The sequence below is a fragment of the Actinocorallia libanotica genome (assembly GCF_039525175.1).
Lineage (GTDB): Bacteria > Actinomycetota > Actinomycetes > Streptosporangiales > Streptosporangiaceae > Actinocorallia > Actinocorallia libanotica.
This window is the reverse complement of the sequence record NZ_BAAAHH010000001.1, coordinates 253,389-277,130: the sequence shown is the minus strand read 5'-3', so window position 1 is coordinate 277,130 and position 23,742 is coordinate 253,389. Positions and strand designations below refer to the sequence as shown.

The 23,742-nt window shown below is 72.7% G+C and carries 26 protein-coding genes; 2 read left to right on the top strand and 24 right to left on the bottom strand.

Annotation, left to right across the window (positions count from 1 at the left end):
- Positions 1 to 8: 8 nt before the first annotated feature.
- Positions 9 to 779 carry an SDR family NAD(P)-dependent oxidoreductase gene (locus tag ABD140_RS01460; protein ID WP_344235799.1) on the top strand — a complete coding sequence of 257 codons (771 nt, stop codon included), beginning with the start codon at positions 9 to 11 and terminating at the stop codon, positions 777 to 779.
- Positions 780 to 818: 39 nt separating this feature from the next.
- On the opposite strand, the gene ABD140_RS01455 is transcribed toward ABD140_RS01460, so the two are convergent.
- The 14 genes from ABD140_RS01455 to ABD140_RS01390 all read right to left on the bottom strand — a co-directional run bounded on the left by ABD140_RS01455 (position 819) and on the right by ABD140_RS01390 (position 12,908).
- Positions 819 to 1,499 carry a GntR family transcriptional regulator gene (locus ABD140_RS01455; RefSeq protein WP_344236419.1) on the bottom strand — a complete coding sequence of 227 codons (681 nt, stop codon included), beginning with the start codon at positions 1,497 to 1,499 and terminating at the stop codon, positions 819 to 821.
- Between the two features lie 5 nt (positions 1,500 to 1,504).
- On the bottom strand, positions 1,505 to 2,314 hold the full coding sequence (locus ABD140_RS01450) for an ABC transporter permease (protein ID WP_344235797.1): 810 nt from the start codon (positions 2,312 to 2,314) through the stop codon (positions 1,505 to 1,507).
- The gene (locus ABD140_RS01445) at positions 2,311 to 3,081 is read right to left on the bottom strand and encodes an ABC transporter ATP-binding protein (protein ID WP_344235795.1); all 771 of its coding nucleotides are present in this window, start codon (positions 3,079 to 3,081) and stop codon (positions 2,311 to 2,313) included. The genes ABD140_RS01450 and ABD140_RS01445 overlap by 4 nt, the downstream gene beginning before the upstream one ends.
- A 12-nt stretch (positions 3,082 to 3,093) precedes the next feature.
- Entirely contained in the window at positions 3,094 to 4,101 is a 1,008-nt protein-coding gene (locus tag ABD140_RS01440; protein ID WP_344235793.1) for an ABC transporter substrate-binding protein, read from the bottom strand.
- A 10-nt stretch (positions 4,102 to 4,111) separates the two neighbouring features.
- Positions 4,112 to 5,062, bottom strand: a complete 951-nt coding sequence (locus ABD140_RS01435; protein ID WP_344235791.1) for an amidohydrolase family protein — start codon at positions 5,060 to 5,062, stop codon at positions 4,112 to 4,114.
- 55 nt (positions 5,063 to 5,117) lie between these two features.
- Entirely contained in the window at positions 5,118 to 5,996 is an 879-nt protein-coding gene (locus ABD140_RS01430) for a fumarylacetoacetate hydrolase family protein (RefSeq protein ID WP_344236417.1), read from the bottom strand.
- Between the two features lie 2 nt (positions 5,997 to 5,998).
- Complete coding sequence (locus tag ABD140_RS01425; protein ID WP_344235789.1) at positions 5,999 to 6,397, bottom strand: RidA family protein; 399 nt, start codon at positions 6,395 to 6,397, stop codon at positions 5,999 to 6,001.
- A 29-nt stretch (positions 6,398 to 6,426) separates the two neighbouring features.
- Entirely contained in the window at positions 6,427 to 6,951 is a 525-nt protein-coding gene (locus tag ABD140_RS01420; protein ID WP_344235787.1) for a cupin domain-containing protein, read from the bottom strand.
- Complete coding sequence (locus tag ABD140_RS01415; protein WP_344235785.1) at positions 6,944 to 7,357, bottom strand: cupin domain-containing protein; 414 nt, start codon at positions 7,355 to 7,357, stop codon at positions 6,944 to 6,946. The genes ABD140_RS01420 and ABD140_RS01415 overlap by 8 nt, the downstream gene beginning before the upstream one ends.
- Positions 7,354 to 8,964 (bottom strand): FAD-dependent monooxygenase, encoded by a 1,611-nt coding sequence (locus ABD140_RS01410; RefSeq protein WP_344235783.1) that lies wholly within the window; start codon positions 8,962 to 8,964, stop codon positions 7,354 to 7,356. The genes ABD140_RS01415 and ABD140_RS01410 overlap by 4 nt, the downstream gene beginning before the upstream one ends.
- A gap of 2 nt (positions 8,965 to 8,966) precedes the next feature.
- On the bottom strand, positions 8,967 to 9,689 hold the full coding sequence (locus tag ABD140_RS01405; protein ID WP_344235781.1) for an SDR family NAD(P)-dependent oxidoreductase: 723 nt from the start codon (positions 9,687 to 9,689) through the stop codon (positions 8,967 to 8,969).
- On the bottom strand, positions 9,686 to 10,762 hold the full coding sequence (locus ABD140_RS01400; RefSeq protein WP_344235779.1) for an Ldh family oxidoreductase: 1,077 nt from the start codon (positions 10,760 to 10,762) through the stop codon (positions 9,686 to 9,688). The genes ABD140_RS01405 and ABD140_RS01400 overlap by 4 nt, the downstream gene beginning before the upstream one ends.
- Positions 10,763 to 11,127: 365 nt before the next feature.
- Entirely contained in the window at positions 11,128 to 11,772 is a 645-nt protein-coding gene (locus tag ABD140_RS01395) for a response regulator transcription factor (RefSeq protein ID WP_344235777.1), read from the bottom strand.
- Entirely contained in the window at positions 11,763 to 12,908 is a 1,146-nt protein-coding gene (locus ABD140_RS01390) for a sensor histidine kinase (RefSeq protein ID WP_344235775.1), read from the bottom strand. The genes ABD140_RS01395 and ABD140_RS01390 overlap by 10 nt, the downstream gene beginning before the upstream one ends.
- Before the next feature lie 111 nt (positions 12,909 to 13,019).
- Here ABD140_RS01390 and ABD140_RS01385 point away from each other — a divergent pair, with 111 nt between their 5' ends.
- Positions 13,020 to 14,426 carry a serine hydrolase domain-containing protein gene (locus ABD140_RS01385; RefSeq protein ID WP_344235773.1) on the top strand — a complete coding sequence of 469 codons (1,407 nt, stop codon included), beginning with the start codon at positions 13,020 to 13,022 and terminating at the stop codon, positions 14,424 to 14,426.
- On the opposite strand, the gene ABD140_RS01380 is transcribed toward ABD140_RS01385, so the two are convergent.
- From ABD140_RS01380 to ABD140_RS01335, 10 genes are read right to left on the bottom strand one after another with little or no spacing between them, the layout of a single operon-like run.
- Positions 14,407 to 15,174, bottom strand: coding sequence for an enoyl-CoA hydratase/isomerase family protein (locus ABD140_RS01380; protein ID WP_344235771.1), 768 nt, complete (start codon positions 15,172 to 15,174; stop codon positions 14,407 to 14,409). The two genes, ABD140_RS01385 and ABD140_RS01380, sit on opposite strands and share 20 nt — an antisense overlap.
- Before the next feature lies 1 nt (position 15,175).
- Positions 15,176 to 16,267 carry an acyl-CoA dehydrogenase family protein gene (locus ABD140_RS01375; RefSeq protein WP_344235770.1) on the bottom strand — a complete coding sequence of 364 codons (1,092 nt, stop codon included), beginning with the start codon at positions 16,265 to 16,267 and terminating at the stop codon, positions 15,176 to 15,178.
- Positions 16,254 to 17,159, bottom strand: a complete 906-nt coding sequence (locus tag ABD140_RS01370) for an acyl-CoA dehydrogenase family protein (RefSeq protein WP_344235768.1) — start codon at positions 17,157 to 17,159, stop codon at positions 16,254 to 16,256. The genes ABD140_RS01375 and ABD140_RS01370 overlap by 14 nt, the downstream gene beginning before the upstream one ends.
- A complete protein-coding gene (locus ABD140_RS01365; protein WP_344235766.1) occupies positions 17,137 to 18,540 on the bottom strand; it encodes a class I adenylate-forming enzyme family protein in 1,404 nt (467 codons plus the stop codon). Before ABD140_RS01365 ends, ABD140_RS01370 begins: the two co-directional genes overlap by 23 nt.
- Positions 18,537 to 19,598 (bottom strand): CaiB/BaiF CoA transferase family protein, encoded by a 1,062-nt coding sequence (locus ABD140_RS01360; RefSeq protein WP_344235764.1) that lies wholly within the window; start codon positions 19,596 to 19,598, stop codon positions 18,537 to 18,539. Before ABD140_RS01360 ends, ABD140_RS01365 begins: the two co-directional genes overlap by 4 nt.
- Positions 19,595 to 20,551, bottom strand: a complete 957-nt coding sequence (locus ABD140_RS01355) for an LLM class F420-dependent oxidoreductase (RefSeq protein WP_344235762.1) — start codon at positions 20,549 to 20,551, stop codon at positions 19,595 to 19,597. Before ABD140_RS01355 ends, ABD140_RS01360 begins: the two co-directional genes overlap by 4 nt.
- 29 nt (positions 20,552 to 20,580) lie before the next feature.
- Positions 20,581 to 20,982 carry a cobalamin B12-binding domain-containing protein gene (locus tag ABD140_RS01350; RefSeq protein ID WP_344235760.1) on the bottom strand — a complete coding sequence of 134 codons (402 nt, stop codon included), beginning with the start codon at positions 20,980 to 20,982 and terminating at the stop codon, positions 20,581 to 20,583.
- On the bottom strand, positions 20,982 to 22,559 hold the full coding sequence (locus ABD140_RS01345; protein ID WP_344235758.1) for a methylmalonyl-CoA mutase family protein: 1,578 nt from the start codon (positions 22,557 to 22,559) through the stop codon (positions 20,982 to 20,984). Before ABD140_RS01345 ends, ABD140_RS01350 begins: the two co-directional genes overlap by 1 nt.
- A gap of 7 nt (positions 22,560 to 22,566) precedes the next feature.
- Positions 22,567 to 22,887 (bottom strand): hypothetical protein, encoded by a 321-nt coding sequence (locus ABD140_RS01340; RefSeq protein ID WP_344235756.1) that lies wholly within the window; start codon positions 22,885 to 22,887, stop codon positions 22,567 to 22,569.
- A gap of 3 nt (positions 22,888 to 22,890) precedes the next feature.
- Positions 22,891 to 23,733 (bottom strand): NAD(P)-dependent oxidoreductase, encoded by an 843-nt coding sequence (locus ABD140_RS01335; RefSeq protein WP_344235754.1) that lies wholly within the window; start codon positions 23,731 to 23,733, stop codon positions 22,891 to 22,893.
- Between the last annotated feature and the right edge of the window lie 9 nt (positions 23,734 to 23,742).

Here is a 23,742-nt window from a genome sequence, read left to right as displayed (position 1 = left end):
GGAGGGAAATGCCAATGCAGATCAGCGGATCTTCGGCACTGGTGGTGGGCGGCACGGGCGGCCTGGGCGAGGCGACCGTCCGGCGGCTGCACGCCGCCGGCGCCAAGGTGGTCGTCGCCGACGTCAACGACGAGAAGGGCAAGGCTCTGGAGCAGGAGCTCGGCGTCCGCTACCTGCGCACCGACGCCGGCAGCGAGGACGACGTCCGCGCCGCCATCGCCGCCGCGGAGGCCGAGGGGCCCTTCCGCGTCTCGGTGGACACCCACGGCGGCCCGGCCGGAGGCGGCCGCCTCGTCGGCAGGGACGGCGAGCCGATGCCGCTGGACGCCTTCCGCACGACCCTGGAGTCCTACCTCGTCAGCGTCTTCAACGTCATGCGCCTGACCGCCGCCGCGATGGGCCGCCAGGAGGTCTCCGACGACGGCGACCGCGGCGTCATCGTCAACACCGCCTCCATCGCCGCCTACGAGGGCCAGATCGGCCAGCTCCCCTACTCCGCGGCCAAGGGCGGCGTCGTCGGCATGACCCTGGTGGCCGCCCGCGACCTCTCCCCCCTGGCCATCCGCGTCGTCACCATCGCCCCCGGCACCTTCAACACCCCCGCCTACGGCCAGCACGCCGACCGGCTGGAGGCCCACTGGGGCCCCCAGGTCCCCCACCCCCGCCGCATGGGCCGCTCCGCCGAGTACGCCGCCCTCGCCTGCCACATCGTGGAGAACACCTACCTCAACGGCGAGGTCATCCGCCTGGACGGCGCCCTCCGCTTCCCCCCGAAATAAGCGCCGGCCCCTCCGGGGGCGGGCCGGAGGGGCGCCGGGTCAGCGGGTCTGGGAGGTCGGCATCGCTGCGATGATGCGGTCCACCGTGCTCTCCAGGTGGGCGCGCAGGGCCGCGGCGGCGGCCTCGGGGTCGTGGGCGGCGCAGGCGTCCAGGATGGCCCGGTGCTCCAGGTGGCTCAGCCGGCGGCGCTCGGCGTCGGGCACCGCGAAGCGGTAGCGCTCGCTGTTCTGCCACACCGGCTCGATCGCCCGGGGCAGCCACAGGGAGCCGGAGGCGTGGTAGATGCCGAAGTGGAAGTCGGTGTGCGCCTTGCGCGCGCTGTCCACGTCGCCCGCCTCCAGCAGCCGCTGGTGGCGCTCCAGCGCCTCGGCGGCGCGCTCCAGCGCCTCGGGGGTGATGTGGAGCGCGGCCCTGGCCGTGGCCAGGGACTCCAACTCGACGCGCACCTCGTAGGTGTCGCGCAGGTCGTCCTCGGTGAGCTCGCGGACCCGCGCCCCCTTGTGCGGGATGATCTCGACGAGCCCGAGCGCCTCCATGCGGCGCATGGCGTCGCGGACCGGCATGGGGCTCATCTCCAGCTGCGCGGCCAGGTCGGTCAGGCGCAGCGGCGATCCCGCCGGGAGCTCGCCGGACAGGATCATCCGGTGCAGTTCGGAGGCCGCGGTGTCGGCCAGGGTCCTGCCCTTGCGGGCCGGGGTGAGGGCGGAGGGCCCGTCCATGCGGCTCACCGCTGGTCCTCGACCCACGGGAGCAGGATCCGCTCCAGTGCGCTCAGCCCGTAGAAGAGCACGATGCTGATCACGCCGAGCAGCGCCATGGACGCGAACGCCAGGGCGGTGTCGGCGCTGGCGCCCGACTGGACGATGACGAAGCCGAGGCCCGCGTCGGCGCCGACGAACTCGGCGATGACGGCGCCGATGACCGCGAGGGAGATCGCCGTCTTGAGGCCGACCATCACCTGGGGAAGCGCGTTGGGGAAGCGCACTTTGAAGAATGCCTGGAGCCGGGTGGACCCCAGGGACTTCACCAGGTCGGCCAGTTCGGCCGGTGTGGATTTCAGCCCCGCCGCGGTAGAGATCACAATGGGGAAGAAGCATAGCAGGAAGACCATGACGATCTTCGGTGCCTGTCCGAACCCCATCCAGACCACCAGGATCGGCGCGATGGCCACCTTCGGCACCGAGTTCACGATGAGCAGCAGCGGGTAGACGATCTGCTCCAGCACTTTGGACATCGCGATGACCACGGCGATGGGGATGCCGACGGCCACCGCGAGCAGGAAGCCCTCGACCGTCTCCACCAGCGTCACCCACGACTGCTCCAGCAGGTAGCCGGGCTGGGCGGTGAAGGAGGCCAGGACGTCGGCGGGCGAGGGGACGAGGAACGGGTCGATGGCGAAGACGACGGTCGCCGCCCACCACACCAGCACCGTGCCGATCATGCCCAGGACCGGCATGCTCCAGGACATCAGCCGGTCGCGGCGCACGGACGGCCCGGAGCCGCGGCCGCCTTTCGTCAGGGTCTCTGCGGTCATCGGTGGCCTCCGGCGGGGGCGGGCATCAGCAGTTCGTGCAGTTCGGCGCTGACGGCGGTGACGCGGTCGGCGTGGGCGTTGTGGCCCAGGGTGCGGGGCCGGGGGATGTCGACCTCGATGATCTGCCGGAGCCGGCCGGGCCGCGGGCTGAGCACCACGACCCGGTCGGCCAGCAGGACCGCCTCCTCGATGGAGTGGGTGACGAACACGATCGTCGTCTCCTGCTCCATCTTGATCCGCTGGAGCTCCACCGAGAGCTCCTCCCGGGTGAGGGCGTCCAGCGCGGAGAACGGCTCGTCCATGAGGAGGACGTCGGGGTTCTGGATGAGCGAGCGGCACAACGACACGCGCTGCTGCATGCCGCCCGAGAGCTCACGCGGAAGGCGCTTCTCGAAACCGGCCAGGCCGACCAGTTCCAGCAGCTCGTGCGCCCTCCGCCGGTGGGCGTCCTTGTCCAGGCGCAGGATCTCCACCGGCAGCATCACGTTGTCGAGCACCGTGCGCCAGGGCAGCAGCGCCGCCTTCTGGAACATGAAGCTGACGTCCTGCCGGGGCTTCTCGACGGCCTTGCCGCCGACCGTCACCGTGCCCGAGGTCGGCTTCTGCAGCCCCGCGACCATCCGCAGCAGCGTGGACTTGCCGCAACCGGAGCGGCCGACGAGGGTGACGAACTCGTTGCGGCCGACCGTCAGGCTGACGTCGTCCAGCGCGTGGACGCGGCCTTCCCTGGTCTCGAAGATCTGTGAGATGTGCCTGAGCTCGATCATGCGTGGCCTCCGCTACTCCGCAGCCTGGATCGCGACGTCGAAGTCGACGAGCTGTCCGGGCGTCACGCCGGACGGGATCGCGCCCGCCTCGGTGAGGATGTCGATGTTCTTCTGGACCCTGTCCTGGTCGACGGCGCCGACGGCGGCGCCCTCCGGCCGGACGTAGCCGGCCATGGCCTGCATCTCGGCGGCGGCGATCGCCGCGTCCTGCGTCGGCTGGCGCTTCTTGAGGATCTCGCCGGTCTCCTCGGGGTGCGCGATGGCGTACTCCAGGCCCTTCAGCAGCGCGCCGGTGAACTTCTCCACCAGCTCGGGCTTCTCGTCGGCGAGCTTCGTGGAGGTCATCAGCGAGTTGCCGTACAGGTCCGGCAGGTGGTCGCCGTAAGGGAGCAGCACCGCCTTCTTGCCCGCGGCGGCCTTCTCCACCAGGGGCGCGCCGACCATGAACTGCCCGATGGCGTCCACCTTGCCGCCCGCCAGGAGCTGGGGCAGCGCGGGCGGGGCGGACGACACGAACTTCACCTTGGCCGCGTCGACGCCCGCCGCCTTGGCGTAGACGGGGAAGGTCACCTCGTTGGTCGAGCCGGGCTGGTCGGCGATCGACCTGCCCTCCAGGTCCTCGGGCGCGGCGATGCCGTTGCCCTCCAGGGAGATGATCCCGGCCATCGTCTTCTGGTGGATCATCGCGACGGACGTGACGGGCAGCTTCTCCTTGGCGATGGTGATGCTCGCCGCGGTGAAGTCGCCCGGCCCGAAGTCGGCGCGGCCGCTGGCCAGCAGCTTCATGACGTCGACGGTCCCCGAACCCGGCTTGATGTCCACGTCCAGGCCGGCTTCCTTGAAGTAGCCCTTCTCGTCGGCGACGTACACGTAGGCGTCGCGGCCGAAGGTGTTGAACGAGGTCAGGTAGTTGACCTTCTCCGGGGAGTCGCCGCCGTCTCCGGAGCCGCCGCCGCAGGCGGTGAGGCCCAGCACGAGTGCTCCGACGATGCCCGCGAACCGGGCCGAGGTGCGCTTCATGGTTCTTCCTTCATTCCGTGGGGGGTTGGAGCAGTGTTCTGGCGTTGTCTTCACTGATCCGGCGGACGAGGTCGGGGTCCAGGTGGGCGACGAGGGACGCGGGGTCGTCGCTGCCCATCGGGAACGGCCAGTCGCTGCCGAGGACGATCCGGTCCGCGCCGAACCTCGCGAGGGCGAGGTCGACGACGGCGGGGTCGTGGGCGAGGCAGTCGGCGTAGAAGCCGCCGATCGTCTCGGTGAGGGGGGCGGACAGGTCGGGAAGGCCGGGGCGTCCGGTGTCGAGCCCGCGCTGCCAGCGGCCGAGCACCGCGGGGACGACGCCGCCGCAGTGCACGAGCAGGAAGCGCGCGCCGGGGAACCGGCCGGGCACGTCACCGAAGAGCAGTTCGGCGACGGCGACGCCCGTCTCGTAGGGGTTTCCGAGCAGGTTGGCCAGGTAGAAGGCGCCCAGCCGGGTGTCCGGGCTGGCGCCGGGGTGCAGCAGCAGCGGCCGTCCGTCGGCGGACAGGCGCTCCCACAGCGGGTCCAGGCGGGCGTCGGCCAGGCTGACCGAGCCGCCGCCCGCCGAGGCGGCGAACCCGGACCAGCCCTCCTCGGCCAGCACCCGGTCCAGTTCGGCGACCGCCGCCTCCGGCTGGTCCAGCGGCAGGTAGGCCAGCGGCAGCAGCGGTGCGCGGCCGTCGGTGGCACGGCGGACGCCGTCGTTGAGGGCGCGCGCCCACACGGCGGCGTCCGCGCGCCCCAGGTGCTGGCGGAAGAAGGGCGGAGGCGCGGAGACCGCGCCCGCCGCCAGGCCGCGCGAGGCGAGCCATTCCTCCAGTGCCTCCGGCTGGTAGAGACGGGGCAGGCCCACACGCGCGCCGTCCACGACGAGCCGTCCGCCGTCCTGCTCGACGCCGGGGAGCGCCGAGACATCGGTCAGGACGGGAGCGAGGTGGGTATGCAGGTCGATGCCGGCCATGGGAGGCGGATTCTCCTTCTTGCGGAACGGGTCGTGGTGGACGGGAGGGCGCCGGTCAGGACAGGCGGGTACGGACCACGCGGTTGCGCAGCTCGCCCAGCCCCTTGACGCGGGTGACGAGCTCGTCGCCCTCCTTGAGGAAGATCTGCGGCTCGCGGGCGTTGCCGATGCCGTGCGGGGTGCCGGTGAGGACCACGTCACCGGCGCGCAGCGTCATGCCCCAGCTCAGCTCGGCGATCACCCGGGCGAAGGTGAACGCGGTGAGCGCGGTCGTGGCGTCCTGGAGGCGGACGCCGTTGAGGTCGAACGTGATCGCCAGGTCGTGCGGGTCGGCGATCTCGTCCGGCGTGGTGATCCACGGGCCCAGCGGCATGGTGCGGTCGATGCTCTTGCCCTTGAGCCACTGGCCGCCGTGGGCGCGCTGGAGGTCGCGCTGGGAGACGTCGTTGGCCACGAGGTAGCCGGCCACGTGGTCCAGCGCCTTCTCCTCGGGGATCGACCGGCCCGTGCGGCCGATGACGAGCGCGACCTCGGCCTCGTAGTCCCACTTGGCGGAGATCTCCGGGTCGAAGGCGATGTCGTCGTACGGGCCGATCACCGTGTCGGGGCCCTTGGTGAAGAACGTCGGGTGCGCGGGGCGCTCCTTGGGGTCCTGGCCTTCACGCTTGCCCTGCGACTCCTCGAAGTGCTCCCAGTAGTTCCAGCCGGTGCACAGGATGTCGCGGTTGAACCGGGTGAGCGGGGCGCACAGGTCGAGGTCCGCCAAGGGCAGCCGCTCGGCGCCCCGCGCCGCGGCGCGCAGGCTCTCCAGGGCCTGCGCGTCGCGTACGGCGTCGTCGGGCGTGGGCGAGCCGGGCGGCAGGACCGCCGCCTCCTCGCCCTCGATGACGGCGGTGCGGCGCGCGCCGTCGACGAGGACCGCTCCGAACCGCATCGTCACTCACCCACCACGGCGATGGCGTTGATCTCGATGAGGTAGTCCTTGTTCACGAACTTGGAGACCTCGACCATCGTGGAGGCGGGAGCCACGCCGGTGAAGTACTGGCGGCGGACCTCGTGGATGGCCTTGAAGTCCTCCATGTTGCGCACGTAGACGTCCACGCGCGCGATGTCGTCGAGCGTGCCGCCCGCGGCCTCGACCGCGGCCTTGAGGTTCTGGCACACCTGGTGGGTCTGGGCGGCGACGTCGCCGACGCCGGTCACTCCGCCGGAGGCGTTCCGGGCGGTCATCCCCGAGATGAAGACGAGCCGGCCCGCGGCCTTGGCGACGGTCGCCTGCGCGAAGTGGCCGTTCGGGACGGCGAGTTCGGGGCTGATGACTTCCTGCTTGGGCATTTCTTCTCCTTGGAATCCGCTGCGCGGTGTCAGCGGGCGTCTTCTTCGCTGCTGTACCAGTCGGGCTGCGTGGGGTAGTGCGGCCCGTCGTAGATCTCCAGCAGGACGGTGTCCTCGTCGGCGCGGGTCGGGCCGTGCAGGCTGCCCTTGGGGTTCCAGTAGAAGGAGCCCGGCGTGAGGGTCAGCCCGGTCGGCACGTAGGTGTAGCTGCCGGACAGGCAGAACATGAACTGGTTGGAGGCGTGCGAGTGGCGGGACGGGATGCCCGAGCCCTTCTTGAACCGCACGAGGGAGATCGACGCGCCGGTCGTCTCGTTGCGCCACAGCGGCTTGTGCGACAGTCCTTCGAGGGTCTTGTCGAGCCAGTCGAGGTCCTGGGTCTGGAGCAGGATCTCGCGGAAGCGGCCCAGGACCTCGCCGTCGGGGCCGGCGACGTCCTGCTCGCGGGAGCGCTCGGGCGCCTCGCCTCCGTAGTCGGCAGGCTCTGACAGGTTCTCGGCCCACTCGTGCTCGGAGATGCCCTCGGGGCGCTGGAGGCGGACGGGTTCAGCCACGGTTCTCTCCCAGGAACTTCAACTCGATCAGGCGGCTGACGTAGCGGGTGTCGCCGCGGTTGGTGAGCATGTGGACCTCGCCCGGCTCGCGGTAGATCACGCCGCCCTTGGGCTCGTGCACCAGGCGCGGGTCGCCGCCGATCAGGGCGTCGATGCGGTTGTCGGCGGCCTCGATCGCCACCACGAGGTAGGGGTTGACGTGCTGGTGCCACGGCTGCTTCTGGCCGGGCCTCAGGTCGATCTCCCACACCCGGACGAACTCGTTCTCCAGGACGATGAGCTGGCCGACGCTCCCGAGCGTGACCGGCTTCCCGTCGGGGCCGATGACGTGGGTGTTGTCGTGCGCGGCGGCGCTGATCGGCTCGCCGTCCGGGCCGACGAGCCCGGAGTCGTTGTTCTCGGTCATGCCTTCTCCTCGGAGGTGGCGGGCGCGCGGCCGGTGACGCGCGCGTAGGCCTCGGCCGCGGCGTCCGTCGGCGCGGCGGGGTCGAACGGGAGGATCGCCGCGACGTGCCCGTCGGGGCGCAGGAGGACGACGGTGTCGTCCGGGACGCCGAAGCGGCGGCGCACCCGCTCAGCGGGGTCGAACAGGGCGCGGTCGCGCAGGCCCGAGTCGTGCGGGGCGTCCCAGCGCGAGACCGCGAACCGCCGCAGCGCCGGGCCGTCCTGCGCCGGGATGGCCGGGCGGCGGCGCGTGTCGGTGAAGTACAGGGCGACGAAGGCGTCCGCCGTCAGGTCGTGCAGGTGGACGCGGCCGCCGTCGGGGCCGAAGACCGGCAGGTCGGGGGCGCGGTCGCCGGGGCCGACGGGGAGCGGGGCGTCGCCGGTCTTCACCATCGACCAGTCGCCGGTGCCGTCCACGTCGAGCGTCACGCCGAGCATCGCGCGGGTGAAGGCGTTGCCCCAGTTGCCGTCGGTCATGGCGTCCAGCGCCTCGCCCTGGCGGCTCATGTACCGGCGCGCGGCCTCGGCCATCTGCCCCGAGCCCTTGACCGCGACGGGCGCCTGCTCGACCTCGTAGCCGTCCAGCAGCCCCTCGTCGGCCCAGCCGCGCAGCACCCAGGCCAGGCGCCACGGCAGGTTGGAGGCGTCCAGCACGCCGGTGTTGAGGCCGAGCGCCCACATCGGGGTGATGAGGTGGGCGGCGTCGCCGAGCAGGAACACCCGGCCGTCGCGCCACTTGCGGGCGACGCGGTGGTGCACGTTGTAGACGTTGGTGCCGAGCACCTCCACCTCGTCGACCTCGCCGATGAACCGCGCGGTCTTCTCGCGCAGCTCCTCGAGGGTCGGCTCGGCGGCGTCCTTGGGCAGCGGGTACAGGAACCGCCAGCAGTGCGGCTGGCGGACCAGGATCATCCACTCGTCCGGGTCGGAGAAGTAGGCGAGGTAGGGGTAGTCGCGCGGGTTGGCGACGTCGAGGTCGGCCTTGATGTCGACGAGCATGTAGCGCTCCTCGAGCGTCATGCCCTCGACGGTGATGCCCAGGTGCTCGCGGATCGTGGAGCGGCCGCCGTCGCAGCCCAGCAGGTAGCGGGCCTTGACCGTCGTCTCCCCCTCGGGCGACTTCAGGTGCAGCTCGACGTGGTCGTCGTGCTGGGTGAAGCCCTCCAGGCGGTGCGACATGCGCAGCGCGCCGGGCGCCTTGGCCTCGAAGGCGTCGCGCAGCACCGGCTCCAGGTGGTGCTGGGGGATGTTGATGACGAACGGGAAGCGCGTGTCCTCGGTCAGCTCGCCGGTGCGCACGCTCAGGGTCGGCTCGTTGGTGACGCGGTCGATCTCGCCGATCTCGTCGATGCGCAGGGAGGCGCGCAGCACCGGGTCCAGGGCGCCGTACCGGTGCAGCACCTCCAGGGTGCGGGTGAGGACGGTGCCGGCCTTGGTGTCCAGGGACAGGCTGCCGTCCTCCTCGAACACCACGACGGGGATGCCGTGGTGGACGAGGCCGAGGGCGGTGATGAGCCCGACGGGGCCGCCTCCGGCGATCGCGACGGGGAGGTCTTCGGTGGCGGGCATGGTCACTCCTTCGGGTACGCGCGGTCGCGGCTGAGCTGGGAGCCGGTCATCGTCGCGGCGTCCGACAGCAGGAAGAGCAGGGGGCCCACGACGTCCTCGGGGGTGCCGATGCCGGTGGTCTTGGCCCAGTGCTCGCGTTCGCCGCCTTCGGGGTTGGCGGCCTGGAACTGGGGGGTGTCGATGACGCCGGGGGCCAGCACGTTCACGCGCACGCGGTGCTCGGCGACCTCTGCGGCCAGCGACTTGGCGAAGGGGATGAGCGCGCCCTTGCTCGCCGCGTACGCCGACGCCTCGGCGCGGCCCATGTGCGCCAGGCCGGAGGTGAACACCACGATGGAGCCGGAGCGGCGCTCGATCATCGAGGGGAGCACCGCCTGGCAGGCCCACACGACGCCGTCGAGGTTCACGCCCAGGGTGCGGCTCCATTCGGCGGCCGGCATTCCTGCGACGGCCGTGCGCGGCTGGATCGCGGCGCCGGCCACCAGGCCGTCGACGTGGCCGTGCCGGGCGACGACGTCGGCGACGGCGGCGTGCACGGCGTCGCGGTCGGACACGTCGACCCGGGCGTACTCGACGCCGTCCAGGGCGGGGCCGTCCGCGACGTCCAGGACCACGGCGGTGCCGCCCCGGGCGGCGATCCCCCGGGCCAGGCCCGCGCCGATGCCGTTGGCCCCTCCGGTGATGACGACGACCTCGCCGGTCGCGTCGAAGACGGTGCGGATCACGACCGGGCCTCCGGCAGTTCCGCGCCGACCTTGGCGGCGGTCTCGCGCAGCGCCTTCAGGACGCTGGCCTCGATCCTCACGCCATGGGCGGCCGCGGCGTCCCTGCGCTCGGCCTCGATCTGGCCGGGCAGGTAGATCCGCTCCACGCCGGGGGCGGTGGGCGAGCCGGTGACCTCGGCGGTGAGCGCGGCCAGGCGCTCGGCGAAGCCGTCGGCGTCGCCGAAGGCCGCGACGTCCAGGGCCAGGAAGAAGTGGGCGCAGTCGTTGGGCACGGTGACGTCGGCGTACAGCGGCTTGACCGCGGCGCCCGCCGAGCCGCCGGCCAGCACGCCGGTGAGCATGTCGACGATGAGGGCGAGGCCGAAGCCCTTGTGCCCGGCGGCGGGGAGCAGCATGCCCCGCAGCGCCTCCTCCGGGTCGGTCGTCGGGGTGCCGTCGGCGTCGGTCGCCCAGGTCGAGGGGATGGGGCGGCCCTCGGACGCGGCGATGCGGATCTTGCCGAGCGCCGCCTCCGACAGCGCCATGTCCAGCACGACCGGGTGCCCGTCGCGGCTCGGGACGCCGAACGCGAGCGGGTTGTTGCCGACCGCCGGGCGGGCGCCGCCGACGGCGGGCATGAGGGGGCGCGTGTTGGACGCGGCGACGCCGATGCAGCCCTGCGCGGCGGCGGCCTGCACGTAGCGGAACGCTCCGCCGAAGTGGAACGCGCGCCGCACCGCGACCGCGCCCACCCCGTACCGCTTGGCCTTCGCCACGGCCAGGGCCATCGCCTGGTCGGACGTCACCTGCCCGAGGGCGTGCCCGGCGTCCAGCACGGCGACCGCGCCCAGGTCCGCGACGACCTCGGCGGCCTCCTTCCGCGACACCGAGCCGGCCAGCACCCGGTCCACGTACATCGGCACGAGCATGACCCCGTGCGAGGACACCCCCCGCAGGTCCGCCTCGACGAGCGACTCGGCCACGACCGAGGCCGCCTCCGCGCCGAAGCCGACCGCCCGGAACACCCGCACCACCGAGTCCAGCAACCAGTCGGCTTCCACGGTCCCGTCGGGGTTCTCCTGAACCACCGTCACGCCTCTCACCTCAACTCCTCGAGCGATGCGGCGATTTTGCTGATATCTCGTATCAAATGTCAACTATCACCGAGATGTTAACTAGTTGATCAAGAACCGCCTCAGCGCACGGAACCCTTACGGCACAGGGCTTTCCGCCACTCCGAGGACCTGCGGGAAATCCTTCGACGAGGCGGAAAATTCCTCACCGCGGCCGCCTCTCCCGCCGGCGCGCAACACACCCGACATCTACTTTCCGGAATCAGGCCGACACCCAGGGAGATATGCGGGCCTGGAACTGCAACTTTCAAAACGCCTAAAAGATGACAAATCACCCGCACATCGCCGTGGCGAACTCCCTCGGAAAGCGAGAAACCGCCGGTGGCTCAGGCGTCGAGATAGTGCAGGATGGCCAGGACTCGGCGGCTGTAGTCGGGGTCGCGCGGAAGTTCCAGCTTGTCCATGAGGGCGTTGATGTGTTTTTCGACGGTGCTCAGCGACACGTACAGGCGGGCGGCGATGGCGGCGTTGGCGTAGCCCTGGGCGAGGTGCCGCAGCACCTCCGACTCGCGGGGGCTCAGCCTGCTCAGGGGGTCCGCGCGGGTGGTGCGCAGGAGCAGCTGGCGGACCACTTCGGGGTCGAAGGCCGTGCCGCCCGCGTGGATGCGCTCCAGGGCGTCGAGGAAGTCGGCCACTTCCGAGACGCGGTCCTTGAGCAGGTAGCCCAGGCCCTGGGCGTCGCCTGCGAGGAGCCGGGCGGCATAGGTCTTCTCCACGTACTGCGACAGCACGAGGACGCCGACGCCCGGATGGCTCTCGCGGACGGCCAGCGCCGCGCGCAGCCCTTCGTCCGTGTGCGTCGGCGGCATGCGCACATCGATCACCGCGACGTCCGGCGGCCGCTCGCCGACCGCCTCGAGCAGCGCACGCCCGTCGCCGACGGCCGCGGTGACCTCGTGCCCGGCGTCGGCGAGCAGCCGGGTCAGGCCCTCGCGGAGCAGCACCGAGTCGTCGGCCAGGATCAGCCGCACGGGACCTCCTTGGGCAGCACGGCCGCGATCCGGGTGGGGCCGCCCGGCGGGCTGTCGACGGTGAGCGCCCCGTCCAGCGCCCGGACGCGCCGGGCGAGCCCGGACAGCCCGCCCCCGCCGGGGTCGGCGCCGCCCGTCCCGTCGTCGGTGACGGCCACCCGCACCGTCGGCCCGTCCTCCTCCACCACGACCCGGACGGCGCTCGCGCCCGCGTGCTTGACCGCGTTGGTGATCGCCTCGCGGACGATGAAGTACAGGGCGGTCTCGATCGGGGAGGCGGGCCGCCCGGACAGCCCGTAGCGCACGGTCACCGGCACGCCGGACCGTTCGGCGATGCCCGCGAGCGCGGCGGGCAGCCCCAGCTCGTCGAGCGCGGTCGGGTAGATCCGCCAGGCGACGCTGCGCAGCTCGTCCAGGAGCCGGCGCGACTCGGCGCAGGCCTGGGCGACGAGTTCGCGGGTCCTGGCCGGGTCGGCGCTGTGCTCGGCGCGGCCGAGCAGCATGGCCAGCGCCACCCCCCGCTGCTGGACGCCGTCGTGCAGGTCGCGCTCGATCCTGCGCCGCTCGTCGTCCACGGCGCGGACGATGTCCGACCGGGTCGAGGTCAGCTCGGCGATGCGCCGGCGCATCCGCTCCGGGCTGCCCGGCCCCAGGAGCCGGTCGGCCAGCCTGCGCTCCGCGGCACCGATGGCCAGCGCTCCCGCCAGGCTCAGCACGAGCAGGAATCCGCCCACCAGCACCGCCATGACGCCGATGTTGCTGGTGACCTTCACGCCCGGCAGGTCGAACGGCACGGATCGGCTCCCGCCGACGAAGAGGTCGCGCAGCCCGCCGGACAGGAGAAGGACGCCGAGGAGCAGCCCGGAGAGCACGACGTATCCCGCCGCGAGTCCCGCGATGGCGCGCACCGCGAGAAAGCCGTACCCGCCGCCTTCGGCCGTCCGGTGCCCCAGCCAGGTGGCGAGCCGGGCGCGTTCGAGTGCCAGCAGCCGTTCCGCGGCCCGGTCGCAGGCGGGCCGCGCCGCCGGGACCAGCCGGGCGGGCCAGGCCGCGCAGAGGAACACCAGCTCGACGACGCCGAGGATCGCGCCCGCCGGCACTCCCACCAGAGCTCGCATTCCACGTCGACCTGCCACGATCCGCAGTCTAGGCAGCGCGTCGCCCGCGCGGACATGGCGGTTTTCCGTAACGAACGCGGCGAATTCCCGCCATGGTGCCGGGCCGCGGCCGGTCATTAGCTTCGGCGAATGCTCAGAACCGCTCTCGCCGCACTCGCCCTCGCCCTGGTCCCCGGTGCCTCCGCGCCGGTCCCCCCGCCGGCTCCCGCGTCGGTCGACGCCTACGTGGAGCGGTACCGGGAGGCCACGGGACTGCCGGGCGTCGCGGTAACGATCACCAAGGGGACCGAGGTCGTCCACTCCGCCGGATACGGCAGGACCGCCACCGGTGATCCCGTCACGGCCGGCACTCCCATGGCGGTGGCCTCGGTCAGCAAGTCCTTCACCTCCCTGGCCGTGATGCAGCTGGTCGAGCGGGGACGGGTGGACCTCGACCAGCCGGTGCGCCGCTACCTGCCCGAGTTCACGATGGCCGACCCCCGGGCCGCGAGGATCACCGTGCGGCAGCTGCTCCACCAGACCTCGGGCATGGCCGACTCGGCCTTCCGCGAGAAGAGCGAGCCCCAGCCGCAAACGCTCCGGGGCGCGGTGGCCAGGCTCCGGACGGCGAAGCTCGCCGCCGATCCCGGCACCGTCTTCAGCTACCACAACACCAACTACCAGGTCGCCGCGCGGCTCGTCGAGGTGGTCGCCGGACGGCCGTTCGCCGCCTACCTGGACGCGCACGTGTTCGAGCCCCTCGGCATGCGCGACAGCATGACGATCGACACCGACCGCGATCTGCCCGCCAGCGCACGCGGCCACCTGTACGTCCTCGGACAGCCCGTCGCGCTGCCGGAGCCCACCGGTTTCGGCAACGGCTCCGGCGGGGTCATCACCACCGCCGACGACATGGCCCGGTGGCTGATCGCGCAGCACTCCGGCGTCCTGTCCCCGCAGGGCGTCGAGGAGATGCGCACCCCCTCCGAGCAGAACACCGGGTACGCGCTCGGCTGGGACCTCTCGAAGACCGAGGGCGGCACCCCCGTGCTCCAGCACGGCGGCGACCTGTTCACCTCCACCGCCTACCAGCTGCTGATGCCCGGCTCGGGATACGGCATCGCCGTCATGGCCAACACCGGCATGTTCTTCTCCGACGCGAGCTCCCTCATGGACGGCCTGGTCGCCCTCGTCGAGGGCCGCACCCCTCCCCCGCCTCCCTCCTCGGCGTCCCTCCTCCTCACCGACCTGTTCTTCGTGCTGCTGACCCTGGTGACCGCCGGGCTCGCGGTCCGGGGCGTGCTCCGCTCCCGGCTCCGGACCGAGCGCCTTAGGGTGTGGCGGCTGGTCCCCTACTTCGCCCCGCTCGCGTTGTGCCTGACGCTCGTCCCGATCCACCGCGTGCTGGCGCGCGGCCGCGACGCCATGTGGATCCAGCTGGCCTACCTCTACCCGACCTTCACGATCTGGCTGGTGACGGCCTCGGCCGCGTGCCTGGCGGTCGTGGCCGCGCGCCTCTGGGGAGCCGCGCGGGGCGTCAGCTCCTGCCCGCGGTGAGTTCGTCGATGATGGCGGCGAAGTCGTCGGTCTGGAACGACTGGTGCTCGGCCGTCAGCGCGAAGTCGAGGGTGGCCAGGACGGCGCGTTCCAGGTGGAGGTTGAGGAGGCGCTTGGTGCTCTCGACGGCCTGGCGCGGGAGCTCGGCGATCCGCTGGGCGCACTCCGTCGCCTCGGACAGGGGGTCGGCGGACACGTGGTTGGCCAGGCCCATCTGGACGGCGCGGTCGGCGGGGATGCGGGCGCCGGTGAGGGCGTACTCCTTGGCCAGGAGCAGGCTGGTGTGCAGGGGCCAGGTGAGGGGGCCGCCGTCGGCGGCGACCAGGCCGACCTGGACGTGCGGGTCGGCGAGGTAGGCGGCCTCGGACATGTAGACGACGTCGCTGAGGGCGACGAGGCTGCAGCCCAGGCCCACGGCGGGGCCGTTGACGGCCGCGACCACCGGGACGCGGCAGCGGGCCATGCCCAGGACCAGGTCGCGGCCGTGCGCGATGGTGGAGGCGCGCAGCTCGGGGTCGTCGCGCAGCTCCTTGAGATAGGCGAAGTCGCCGCCCGCCGAGAAGGCCTTGCCCGCGCCGGTGAGGACGGCGGCGCGGGCGGCGCGGTCCTCGCTGAGCTGGGGCCACAGGCGGGCCAGGCCGGTGTGCAGGGCGTCGTTGACGGCGTTGAGGGCCTCGGGGCGGTTCAGGGTGATGATCCGCAGCGGGCCTTCCTCGCGGACTTCGATCTCCTTGGGCACGTCGTACATGTCAGGCTCCCAATCCGAGGATGCGCGAGGCGATGATGTTCTTCTGGATCTGCGAGGTGCCGCCCATGACGCTCTGCGCGCGGCTGTAGAGGTAGGTGCCGAGCAGCTCGGGGTCGCGGGTGCCGGCGACGGCCAGGGCCGCGTGCCCGACGGACTGCTCGGTCCACGTCATGAGCAGCTTGTCCAGGGAGCCGTCGGGGCCGTGCTCGACGCCGTCGAGCCGCTCCGACAGGCGCCGCCGCACGTGCAGGCGCAGCATCTCGGTCTCCACCGCCGCCCACGCCAGCTCCTCGGGCACCTCCCCCTCCCCCACCCGGTCCAGCAGTTGGCGGACGGTCTTGCCGTAGCGGGCGGAGTAGCCCAGTTCGGCGGGCTCGCGCTCGTGCCCGACGATGGTCATCGCCAGCTTCCAGCCCTCGCCGGGCGCGCCGACCATCCGGTCCGCGGGGACGCGCACGCCGTCGAAGAGGACCTGGCCGAACTCGGTGGTCACCCCGTTCATCATCTGCAGCGGGCGCTGCTCGATGCCGGGCTGGTCCATCGAGACGACGAAGCCGGACAGGCCCTTGTGGCGGGGCGCGTCCGGGTCGGTGCGGGCCAGCAGCAGGCACCAGTCGGCGACGTCGGAGTAGCTCGTCCAGATCTTGTGCCCGTGGACGACGTACTCGTCGCCGTCGCGGACGGCCGTCGTGGTCAAAGACGCCAGGTCCGAGCCCGCGCCGGGCTCGCTGAAGCCCTGGCACCAGCGCTCGGTCCCATCGATCATGCCGGGGAGGAAGCGGCTCCGCAGCTCCGGTGAGCCGTGCCGGCCCAGGCCCTGCATGAGGTAGCCGAGACTGGGCCGGGGCGGGGCCCCGGCGCGGGCCAGCTCCTCGTCGAGGATGACGTCGTAGACGGGCGGCAGCTCGTGCCCGCCGTACTCCTTCGGCCACGACAGGCCGAAGAACCCGGCGGAGTACAGCGCCTGGTGCCATTCGCCCTGTCTGCGCCAGTACTCGTCTCCCGACGTGGGGAAGTCCCCGGCGGTCTCCGCGAGCCAGGACCGCAGCCGCTCCCGGAAGTCCGCCTCCTCGGGCGAGTCACGAAAGTCCACGGCTGATCTCCTTCAGGCTCACGGGGAACAGGTCGGTGGAGGTCAGCGCCCGCCGCAGGTGGACGTGGGCCAGGCACTCCCAGGTGTTGCCGATGCCGCCGTGCACCTGCACGGACGTCTCGCAGATGGTCCGCGCGGCGCGGGCGCAGTAGGCCTTGGCGATCCGCGCGGCGTGCAGCGCCTCGGCGGGCTCCAGCTCGTCGACGGCCCAGGCGGCGTGCCGCAGCACGCTCACCGACCCCTCGATCAGCGCGAGGGACTCGGCGAGCAGGTGGGCGACCGCCTGGTAGGAGCCGATCGTCTTCCCGTACTGCTCGCGGACCTTGGCGTAGTCGCAGGCGAGCGCGTGCGCGCCGCGCGACGTGCCCACCAGGTCGGCGGCGGTGACGACCAGCGCCAGCGCCCGCCACCGGTCCGCGTCGTCCGGGGCCAGCTCGCCGGCGGGTTCGAGCGGGCCGACGACCTCGGCGGTCCGGCGGGTCAGGTCGGCTCCGGGCGTGCGGGTGCCGACGCGCCCGGCCAGCAGGCGGACGCCCTCCAGGGTGAGCACCCGTTCGGCGCCCCGCGCGTCCAGCGCCTCGGCGCCGACCGCGACGGTCCACGGCCCGCCGCCGACGCCGGCGCGCCTGCGCAGGTCGTCGGCGAGCACCGGGCCCAGGAAGGGCGCGTCGACGAGGCCGCGGCCGAACTCCTCGGCGACGAGCGCGACCTCGACCCCGGAGGCCCCGTCGGAGCGGAGGGTGCGCCAGCCCGTGGCGGCGACGGCCTTCTCCAGCCGCGCCGCCCGCTCGGCGTCGTCCAGGTCGTGGACGGAGCCGGGCCCCAGGTCGGCGGCGAGCCGGGCGGCGGCGTCCCGCAGCTCCCGCTGCTCAGTGGTCAGACGTGCGTCCATGACGCTCCTTCAGCACTCGGCGCAGCACCTTGCCGGAGGGCAGGCGCGGGATCTCGGCCACGAGCACCACCTCGCGCGGCCGTTTGTAGGAGGCGAGCCGCTCGCCGACCAGCGCGATGAGCTCGGCCGGGTCGACAGCCCCCTCGGGCGCGACGGCCGCCACGATCGCCTCGCCGTTCGCGGCGTCGGGAACGCCGTACACCGCGCAGTCGGCGACGGACGGGTGCCCGTGCAGGACGGCCTCGACCTCGGCGGGCGCCACCTGGAAGCCGCGCACCTTGATCATCTCCTTGGAGCGGTCGGTGAGCCGCACCCAGCCGTCCGCGTCCACGCTGCCGACGTCGCCGGTGCGGTACCAGCCGCCGTCGAACGCGCCGGGCGTGGCCTCCTCGGGCAGGTATCCGGCCATCAGCGACGCCGCGCGCGCCTGGATCTCCCCGGTCTCGCCGGGGGCGACCGGCTCGCCCGTCTCCAGCGACACCACGCGCAGCTCCACGCCGGGCGCGGCGCGGCCCGCGCTGTCCAGCCGCGCGCCCTCGACGGGGTTGCAGGCGATGACGGGCAGCTCACTGGCCCCGTAGGCGGGCATCCAGCCCACGCCGGTCCGCCGGGTGACGGCCTCGGCGACGCTCGGTGTCACCGGCGTCGCGCCCCACATGATGTAGCGCAGCGACGAGAAGTCGTAGGACTCCAGCTTCGGGTGGGAGGCCAGGGCCAGCGCGATCGGCGCGACCGCCATCTCCACGGTGATCCGGTCGCTCCCGATGCACTCCAGCATCCGCTCCAGGTCGAACCGGCGGTGCAGCCGCAGCCAGGCGCCGGTCTCCAGCGCGGTGACGATGTTGAGGATGCCCAGGATGTGCGAGGGCGGCGTGGTCACCTGGATCCGGTCGTGCTCCGTCAGCTCCAGCACCCGCCGCCAGTGCTCGACGGCGGCGCCGAACGAGGCGTGGGTGTGCCGCACGGCCTTGGGCATGCCGGTCGTGCCGGAGCTGAACACCAGCAGGGCGTCCGAGCCGGGCTCGTGGCCGGGGAACGGGCCGCGGCCGGGTTCGAGCGGCTCGTCCAGGTGCAGCATCGGCATCAGCTCGGCCAGCACCGGATGGTCGCCCACCGCGTGCGACGGCCGGGTGACCGCGACGGCGTGCTCGGCCTCGGCCCGCTTCCACGCCGGGCTGAACAGCACGACCGCCGCGCCCAGCCGCCAGACCGCCTGCACCGCCGTCACGAACTCGGGCCGGTTGGACGACATGAGCGCGACCCGGCCCCCCGGACGCACCCCCCGCCGCGCCAGTTCCCCGGCGAGGGCGTCGGCCATCGCGTCCAGCCGGGAAAGGGTGTACTCCTCGCCGTCGAAGGCGAGCGCGATCCGTTCGCTCATGCCGCGTCCTTCCCGCTCGGCAGGCCCCCGTGCTCGCCCAGCCGGGGCGGGGGGCGGTAGTCGGGTTCGTGGCCGGAGACCCGGACGGAGCCGCCGACCAGGCGGAAGCCGCCGGCCTCCACGACCATCTCCGGGGTGGCCTCCAGGGCTTCGGGCAGTGTGCGGACGGCGGCCGCGGGCACTCCCGACGGGCGGAGGCGGGCTTCCCAGGAGGCGGCGGTGTCCGTGGCCAGCGCCTTCGTCACGACGTCCAGCACCTCTTCGCGCCGTGCCGCGCGTTCGGCCATCGTGGTGAAGCCCTCGATGCCGGCCTCGGCCGCGAACGACCTCCAGAAGCCGTCGTGGGTGACGAACAGGGCCAGGTGGCCTTCGGCCGTCGGGAAGAGCTGGGCCGGGACGTAGTAGGAGTGCGCGCCGTTGGGCAGGCGGCGCGGCTCCGTCCCCTCGTTGAGGTAGGCGGACGCGCGGTAGTTGAGCTGGGAGAGCATCACGTCCCGCAGCGACACCTCGACCTGGCCGCCGCGCCCGGAGACGATCTGGGCGAGCAGCCCGATCGCGGCGGTCAGGCCGGAGGAGTTGTCGGCCGAGGAGTAGCCGGGCAGCGTCGGCGGCCCGTCCGGGTCCCCGGTGAGGGAGGCGACGCCGGTGGAGGCCTGGACGACGTAGTCGAAGGCCGGGTCGTCGCCCGCGTCCATGCCGAAGCCGGTGAGCGCCACGCACACGATGCGCTCGTTCCAGCGCCTGAGGTCCTCGTAGGTCAGGCCCAGCCGGCGGATCGCCGACGGCTTCAGGTTCACCAGCAGCGCGTGGGACTCCGCCACGAGTTCGCCCAGGCGCTCCCGGCCCGCCTCGGAGTTCAGGTCGAGGCACACGCTGCGCTTGCCCCGGTTGAGGCTGGCGAAGTAGGCGTCGCCGACCTGCCGGGAGATGTCCCCGCCGGGCGGCTCGATCTTGGTGACCTCGGCGCCGAGGTCGGCGAGCACCATCGTCGCGTACGGCCCGGCCAGCATGTGGCCGACCTCCAGGATCCGGATGCCCGCCAGCGGTCCCGCGCTCACCGGAATCCCTTCGCGAGCTCGGAGATCATCTCCCGGGTCCGGTACTTGGAGGCGACCAGCTCGTCACGGGTGTCGCCGATCGGCAGCAGGCGCACCGACAGGTCGGTGACGCCCGCGTCGGCGAACCGCCGGAAGCGCGCCGCGATCGCTTTCTCGTCACCGGCGGCGCACAGGCCGCCCACGTCCTTGATGTCGCCGTACTCCAGCAGCCGCTGGTAGTTCGGCGAGATCTCCGCCTCGCCCAGGATCCGGTTGGCGCGTTCGCGCGCCTCGTCGACGCGGGAGGGCTCGCACAGGCAGACGGGGATGCCCGCGACGATACGGGGCGCCGGGCGCCCGGCCTCCTCGGCCGCGCTCGTGATGCGCGGCACGACGTGGTCGGCGACCGCCCTCTCGTCGGCCATCCACAGCACCGTGCCGTCGGCGTGCGCGCCCGCCAGCTTCAACATGACCGGGCCGAGCGCGGCGACCAGCACCGGCATCGGCGACACCGGGCCGAGGTCCAGCGGGTTGTGCACCAGGAACGTCTCGTTCTCCACGTCCACCGGGCCCGGCCCGTTCAGCGCCGCGCGCAGGACCTCCAGGTAGTCGCGCGTGTAGGCCGCGGGACGCTCGTAGGGCAGGCCGAGCATGTCCCGGACGATCCAGTGGTGGGACGGCCCGACGCCCAACGCCAGCCGTCCGCCGGCCGCGGCCTGCGCGGACAGCGCCTGCCGGGCCAGCGCGATCGGGTGCTGGGCCTGCAGCGGCACGACCGCCGTCCCCAGTTCGATGCGCGAGGTCCGCGCGCCCATCAGGGCCACCGCGGTCAGCGCGTCGAAGTCCGTCGGGACCTGCGGGATCCACGCGCTGTCCATCCCCGCGGCCTCGGCCCACTCTATGTCGGCGAGCAGCCTGGCGACCTTGCGGGCGCCGTCCCCCCGCTCCGCCCCGATCATCACACCGATCCGCACGTCTCCTCCTTCTTGTCGAAACCGGTCGCTCAGGGCGAGGCGGGCGCGGCGGTCAGCGCGCGCACCCGTTCCACCAGGACGTCCAGGGGCGTGCCGGTCGGGAAGACGGCGGCGGCTCCCGCCTCCTCCAGCTTCGGCACGTCGCCCGCGGGGATGGTCCCGCCGACGATGACCGCGATGTCCGAGGCGCCGGCGGCGCGCAGCGCCTCGACGGTCCGCGCGGTCAGCGCGACGTGCGCGCCGGACAGGATGCTGAGGCCGACGACGGCCACGTCCTCCTGCAGGGCGATCGCCACGATGTCGTCGACCTTCTGCCGGATGCCGGTGAAGACGACTTCGAAGCCGGCGTCCCGCAGCGTGCGGGCGACGATCTTGGCGCCGCGATCGTGGCCGTCCAGGCCGGGCTTGGCGACGAGGACTCTGGTCGGCATCAGAACACCACCGGTTGCTGGAATTCGCCCCAGACGCCCTTGAGGGCGGCGACCATCTCGCCGACCGTGCAGTAGGCGCCGGCGCAGTCGATCAGGGGACCCATGAGGTTGTCGGTGCCCTCCGCGGCACGGGAGAGCGCGGAGAGCGCGGCGCGGACGGCCGCGGGATCGCGTTCGGCCTTGACCTTGGCCAGCCGCTTGAGCTGGCGTTCGCGGCCCTCGGCGTCGAGCTCGTAGGTGGCCAGGTCCGGCGCGGGCTCGTCGGAGGTGAAGCGGTTGACGCCCACGACCGGGCGCTCGCCGCCCTCGACCTGCTGGTGGATCTTGTAGGCCTCATCGGCGATGAGGCCCTGGAGGTAGCCGTCCTCGATGGCGCGGACCATGCCGCCGTGCCGTTCGAGGTCGGCCATGATCTCGACGATCCGCTCCTCGGTGGCGTCGGTGAGCGCCTCGACGAAGTAGGAGCCGCCGAGCGGGTCCACCACGCGGGTCACGCCGGTCTCGTAGGCGAGGATCTGCTGGGTGCGCAGCGCGAGCGTCGCCGACTCCTCGCTCGGCAGCGCGAACGGCTCGTCCCAGGCGGCGGTGAACATCGACTGGACGCCGCCCAGCACCGAGGCGAGCGACTCGTAGGCCACCCGGACGATGTTGTTCTGCGCCTGGGGCGCGTACAGGGAGGCGCCGCCGGAGACGCAGCCGAAGCGGAACATCGACGCCTTGTCCGAGGACGCCCCGTAGCGCTCCCGGACGATCGTCGCCCAGCGACGGCGGCCCGCCCGGTACTTGGCGACCTCCTCGAAGAAATCGCCGTGCGTGTAGAAGAAGAAGGAGACCTGCGGCGCGAACTGCTCGATCGTCATCCGGCCGCGCTCGATGACGGTGTCGCAGTAGGTGACGCCGTCGGCGAGGGTGAAGGCCATCTCCTGCACGGCGTTGGCGCCCGCGTCGCGGAAGTGCGCCCCGGCCACGGAGATGGCGTTGAAGCGCGGCACCTCCGCGGCGCAGAACTCGATGGTGTCGGCGATCAGCCGCAGGGACGGCTCGGGCGGCCAGATCCAGGTGCCGCGCGAGGCGTACTCCTTGAGGATGTCGTTCTGGATCGTGCCGGTGAGCTTGGCCCGGGGCACTCCCTTCTTCTCCGCGGCGGCCACGTAGAACGCCAGCAGGATCGCGGCGGTGCCGTTGATGGTGAAGCTCGTGCTGATCTCGTCCAGCGGGATGCCGTCGAAGAGGACCTCGGCGTCGGCGAGGGTGTCGATGGCGACGCCGACCCGGCCGACCTCCTCGCTCACCTCGGGGTCGTCGGAGTCGTAGCCGCACTGCGTGGGCAGGTCCAGCGCCACCGACAGGCCGGTGCCGCCCTGGGCCAGCAGGTAGCGGTAGCGCTCGTTGGACTCCTCGGCGGTGCCGAAGCCGGAGTACTGGCGGAACGTCCACATCTTCTTGCGGTAGCCGGCGGCGAAGTTGCCGCGGGTGAAGGGGAAGGAGCCGGGGCCGGGCGGGTCGGCGCGCCGGTCCTCCGGGCCGTACACCGGTTTCAGGGGGATGCCGGACGAGGTCCGGTCGAAGTCGTTCATGGGGGTGTCACTCTCCGTGCGAGGCGCTGAACCGCAGCGTCCGCATCTCCGGGGCCGGGTTCGCCCGCACCGAGTCCGACAGGGTGAACCCGCCGCCCGCGGCGAACTCGAACATCCCGTTGACGACGGCGTCCAGGTCCGCGCCCTCGATCTCGTACAGGGCCACGTAGGGGTCGCCCGCCTTGAGCGGGGCGTAGCGCCGGGCGCTGACGAAGCCCGGCAGCGCGCACACCTCGGGCATGTGCACCTTCTCGTACCAGGTGTTGAACTCCGCCTCCCGCTCCGGCGACGCCGGATGGCTGGCGACGTAGAAAATTCCTCGTTCCATGTGTCACTCCCTGTCGGCGGGGCCTGCTGCTGCTTGCGGCGCGGAGCCCAGCGCGCCGGCGAGGGAGGCCAGCCCGGCCTCCAGCGCGCCGAGGTCGCCGCCGAGCTCCGCGGAGATCTTCTTGACGTGCGCCACGTCCTTGCCGAGGAACTCGGCCGTGCTCGCGGTGAACCGCGCGACCGAGCCGCGGGAGGCGACGCCCGCCAGCGCGCGGCTCGTGGAGCTGCCGTGCGGCAGCGCCCGCAGGAGCGCCTCCTCCGGCAGGCCCCACTGGGCGGCCAGCCCGACCGTGTCGGCCAGCAGCCCGAGCTGGGCGGCGAACAGCGCGTTGTTGAGGAGCTTCACCCGCTGCCCCGAGCCCAGCGGGCCGACGTGCAGGACGGGGTCGCCGTAGGCGTCCAGCGCGGGCCGCATCCGCTCCACCGCGTCGGCCGGGCCGCCCGCGAAGAGCGTCAGCCGTCCGGCGGCGACGTCGTGCGGCCCGCCGCTGACCGGGACGTCGAGCACCTCGATCCCCCGGGGCGCGGCCTCGGCCGCGACGGCCTCGGCCGTGGCGGGGCTGCCGGTGGTGTGCACGACGAGCACGGACCCGGACGGCATCGCGTCGAGCAGCCCGCCGCCCAGGCACGCTTCGCGCACCTGCTCGTCGGTGAAGACGCACACCAGGACGGCGTCCGCGTCCGCTCCGGCCTCCGCGAGGCCGTCCGCGGCGCGCAGGCCCTCCTCTTCCAGGGACCGGCGTGCCGGCTCCGAACGTGCCAGTACCCGCACGTCATGGCCCGCTTCGGCGAGCCTGCGCGCCATGGGGCGGCCCATCCGCCCGGCGCCGATGAATCCGAGGCGCATCTCCACTCC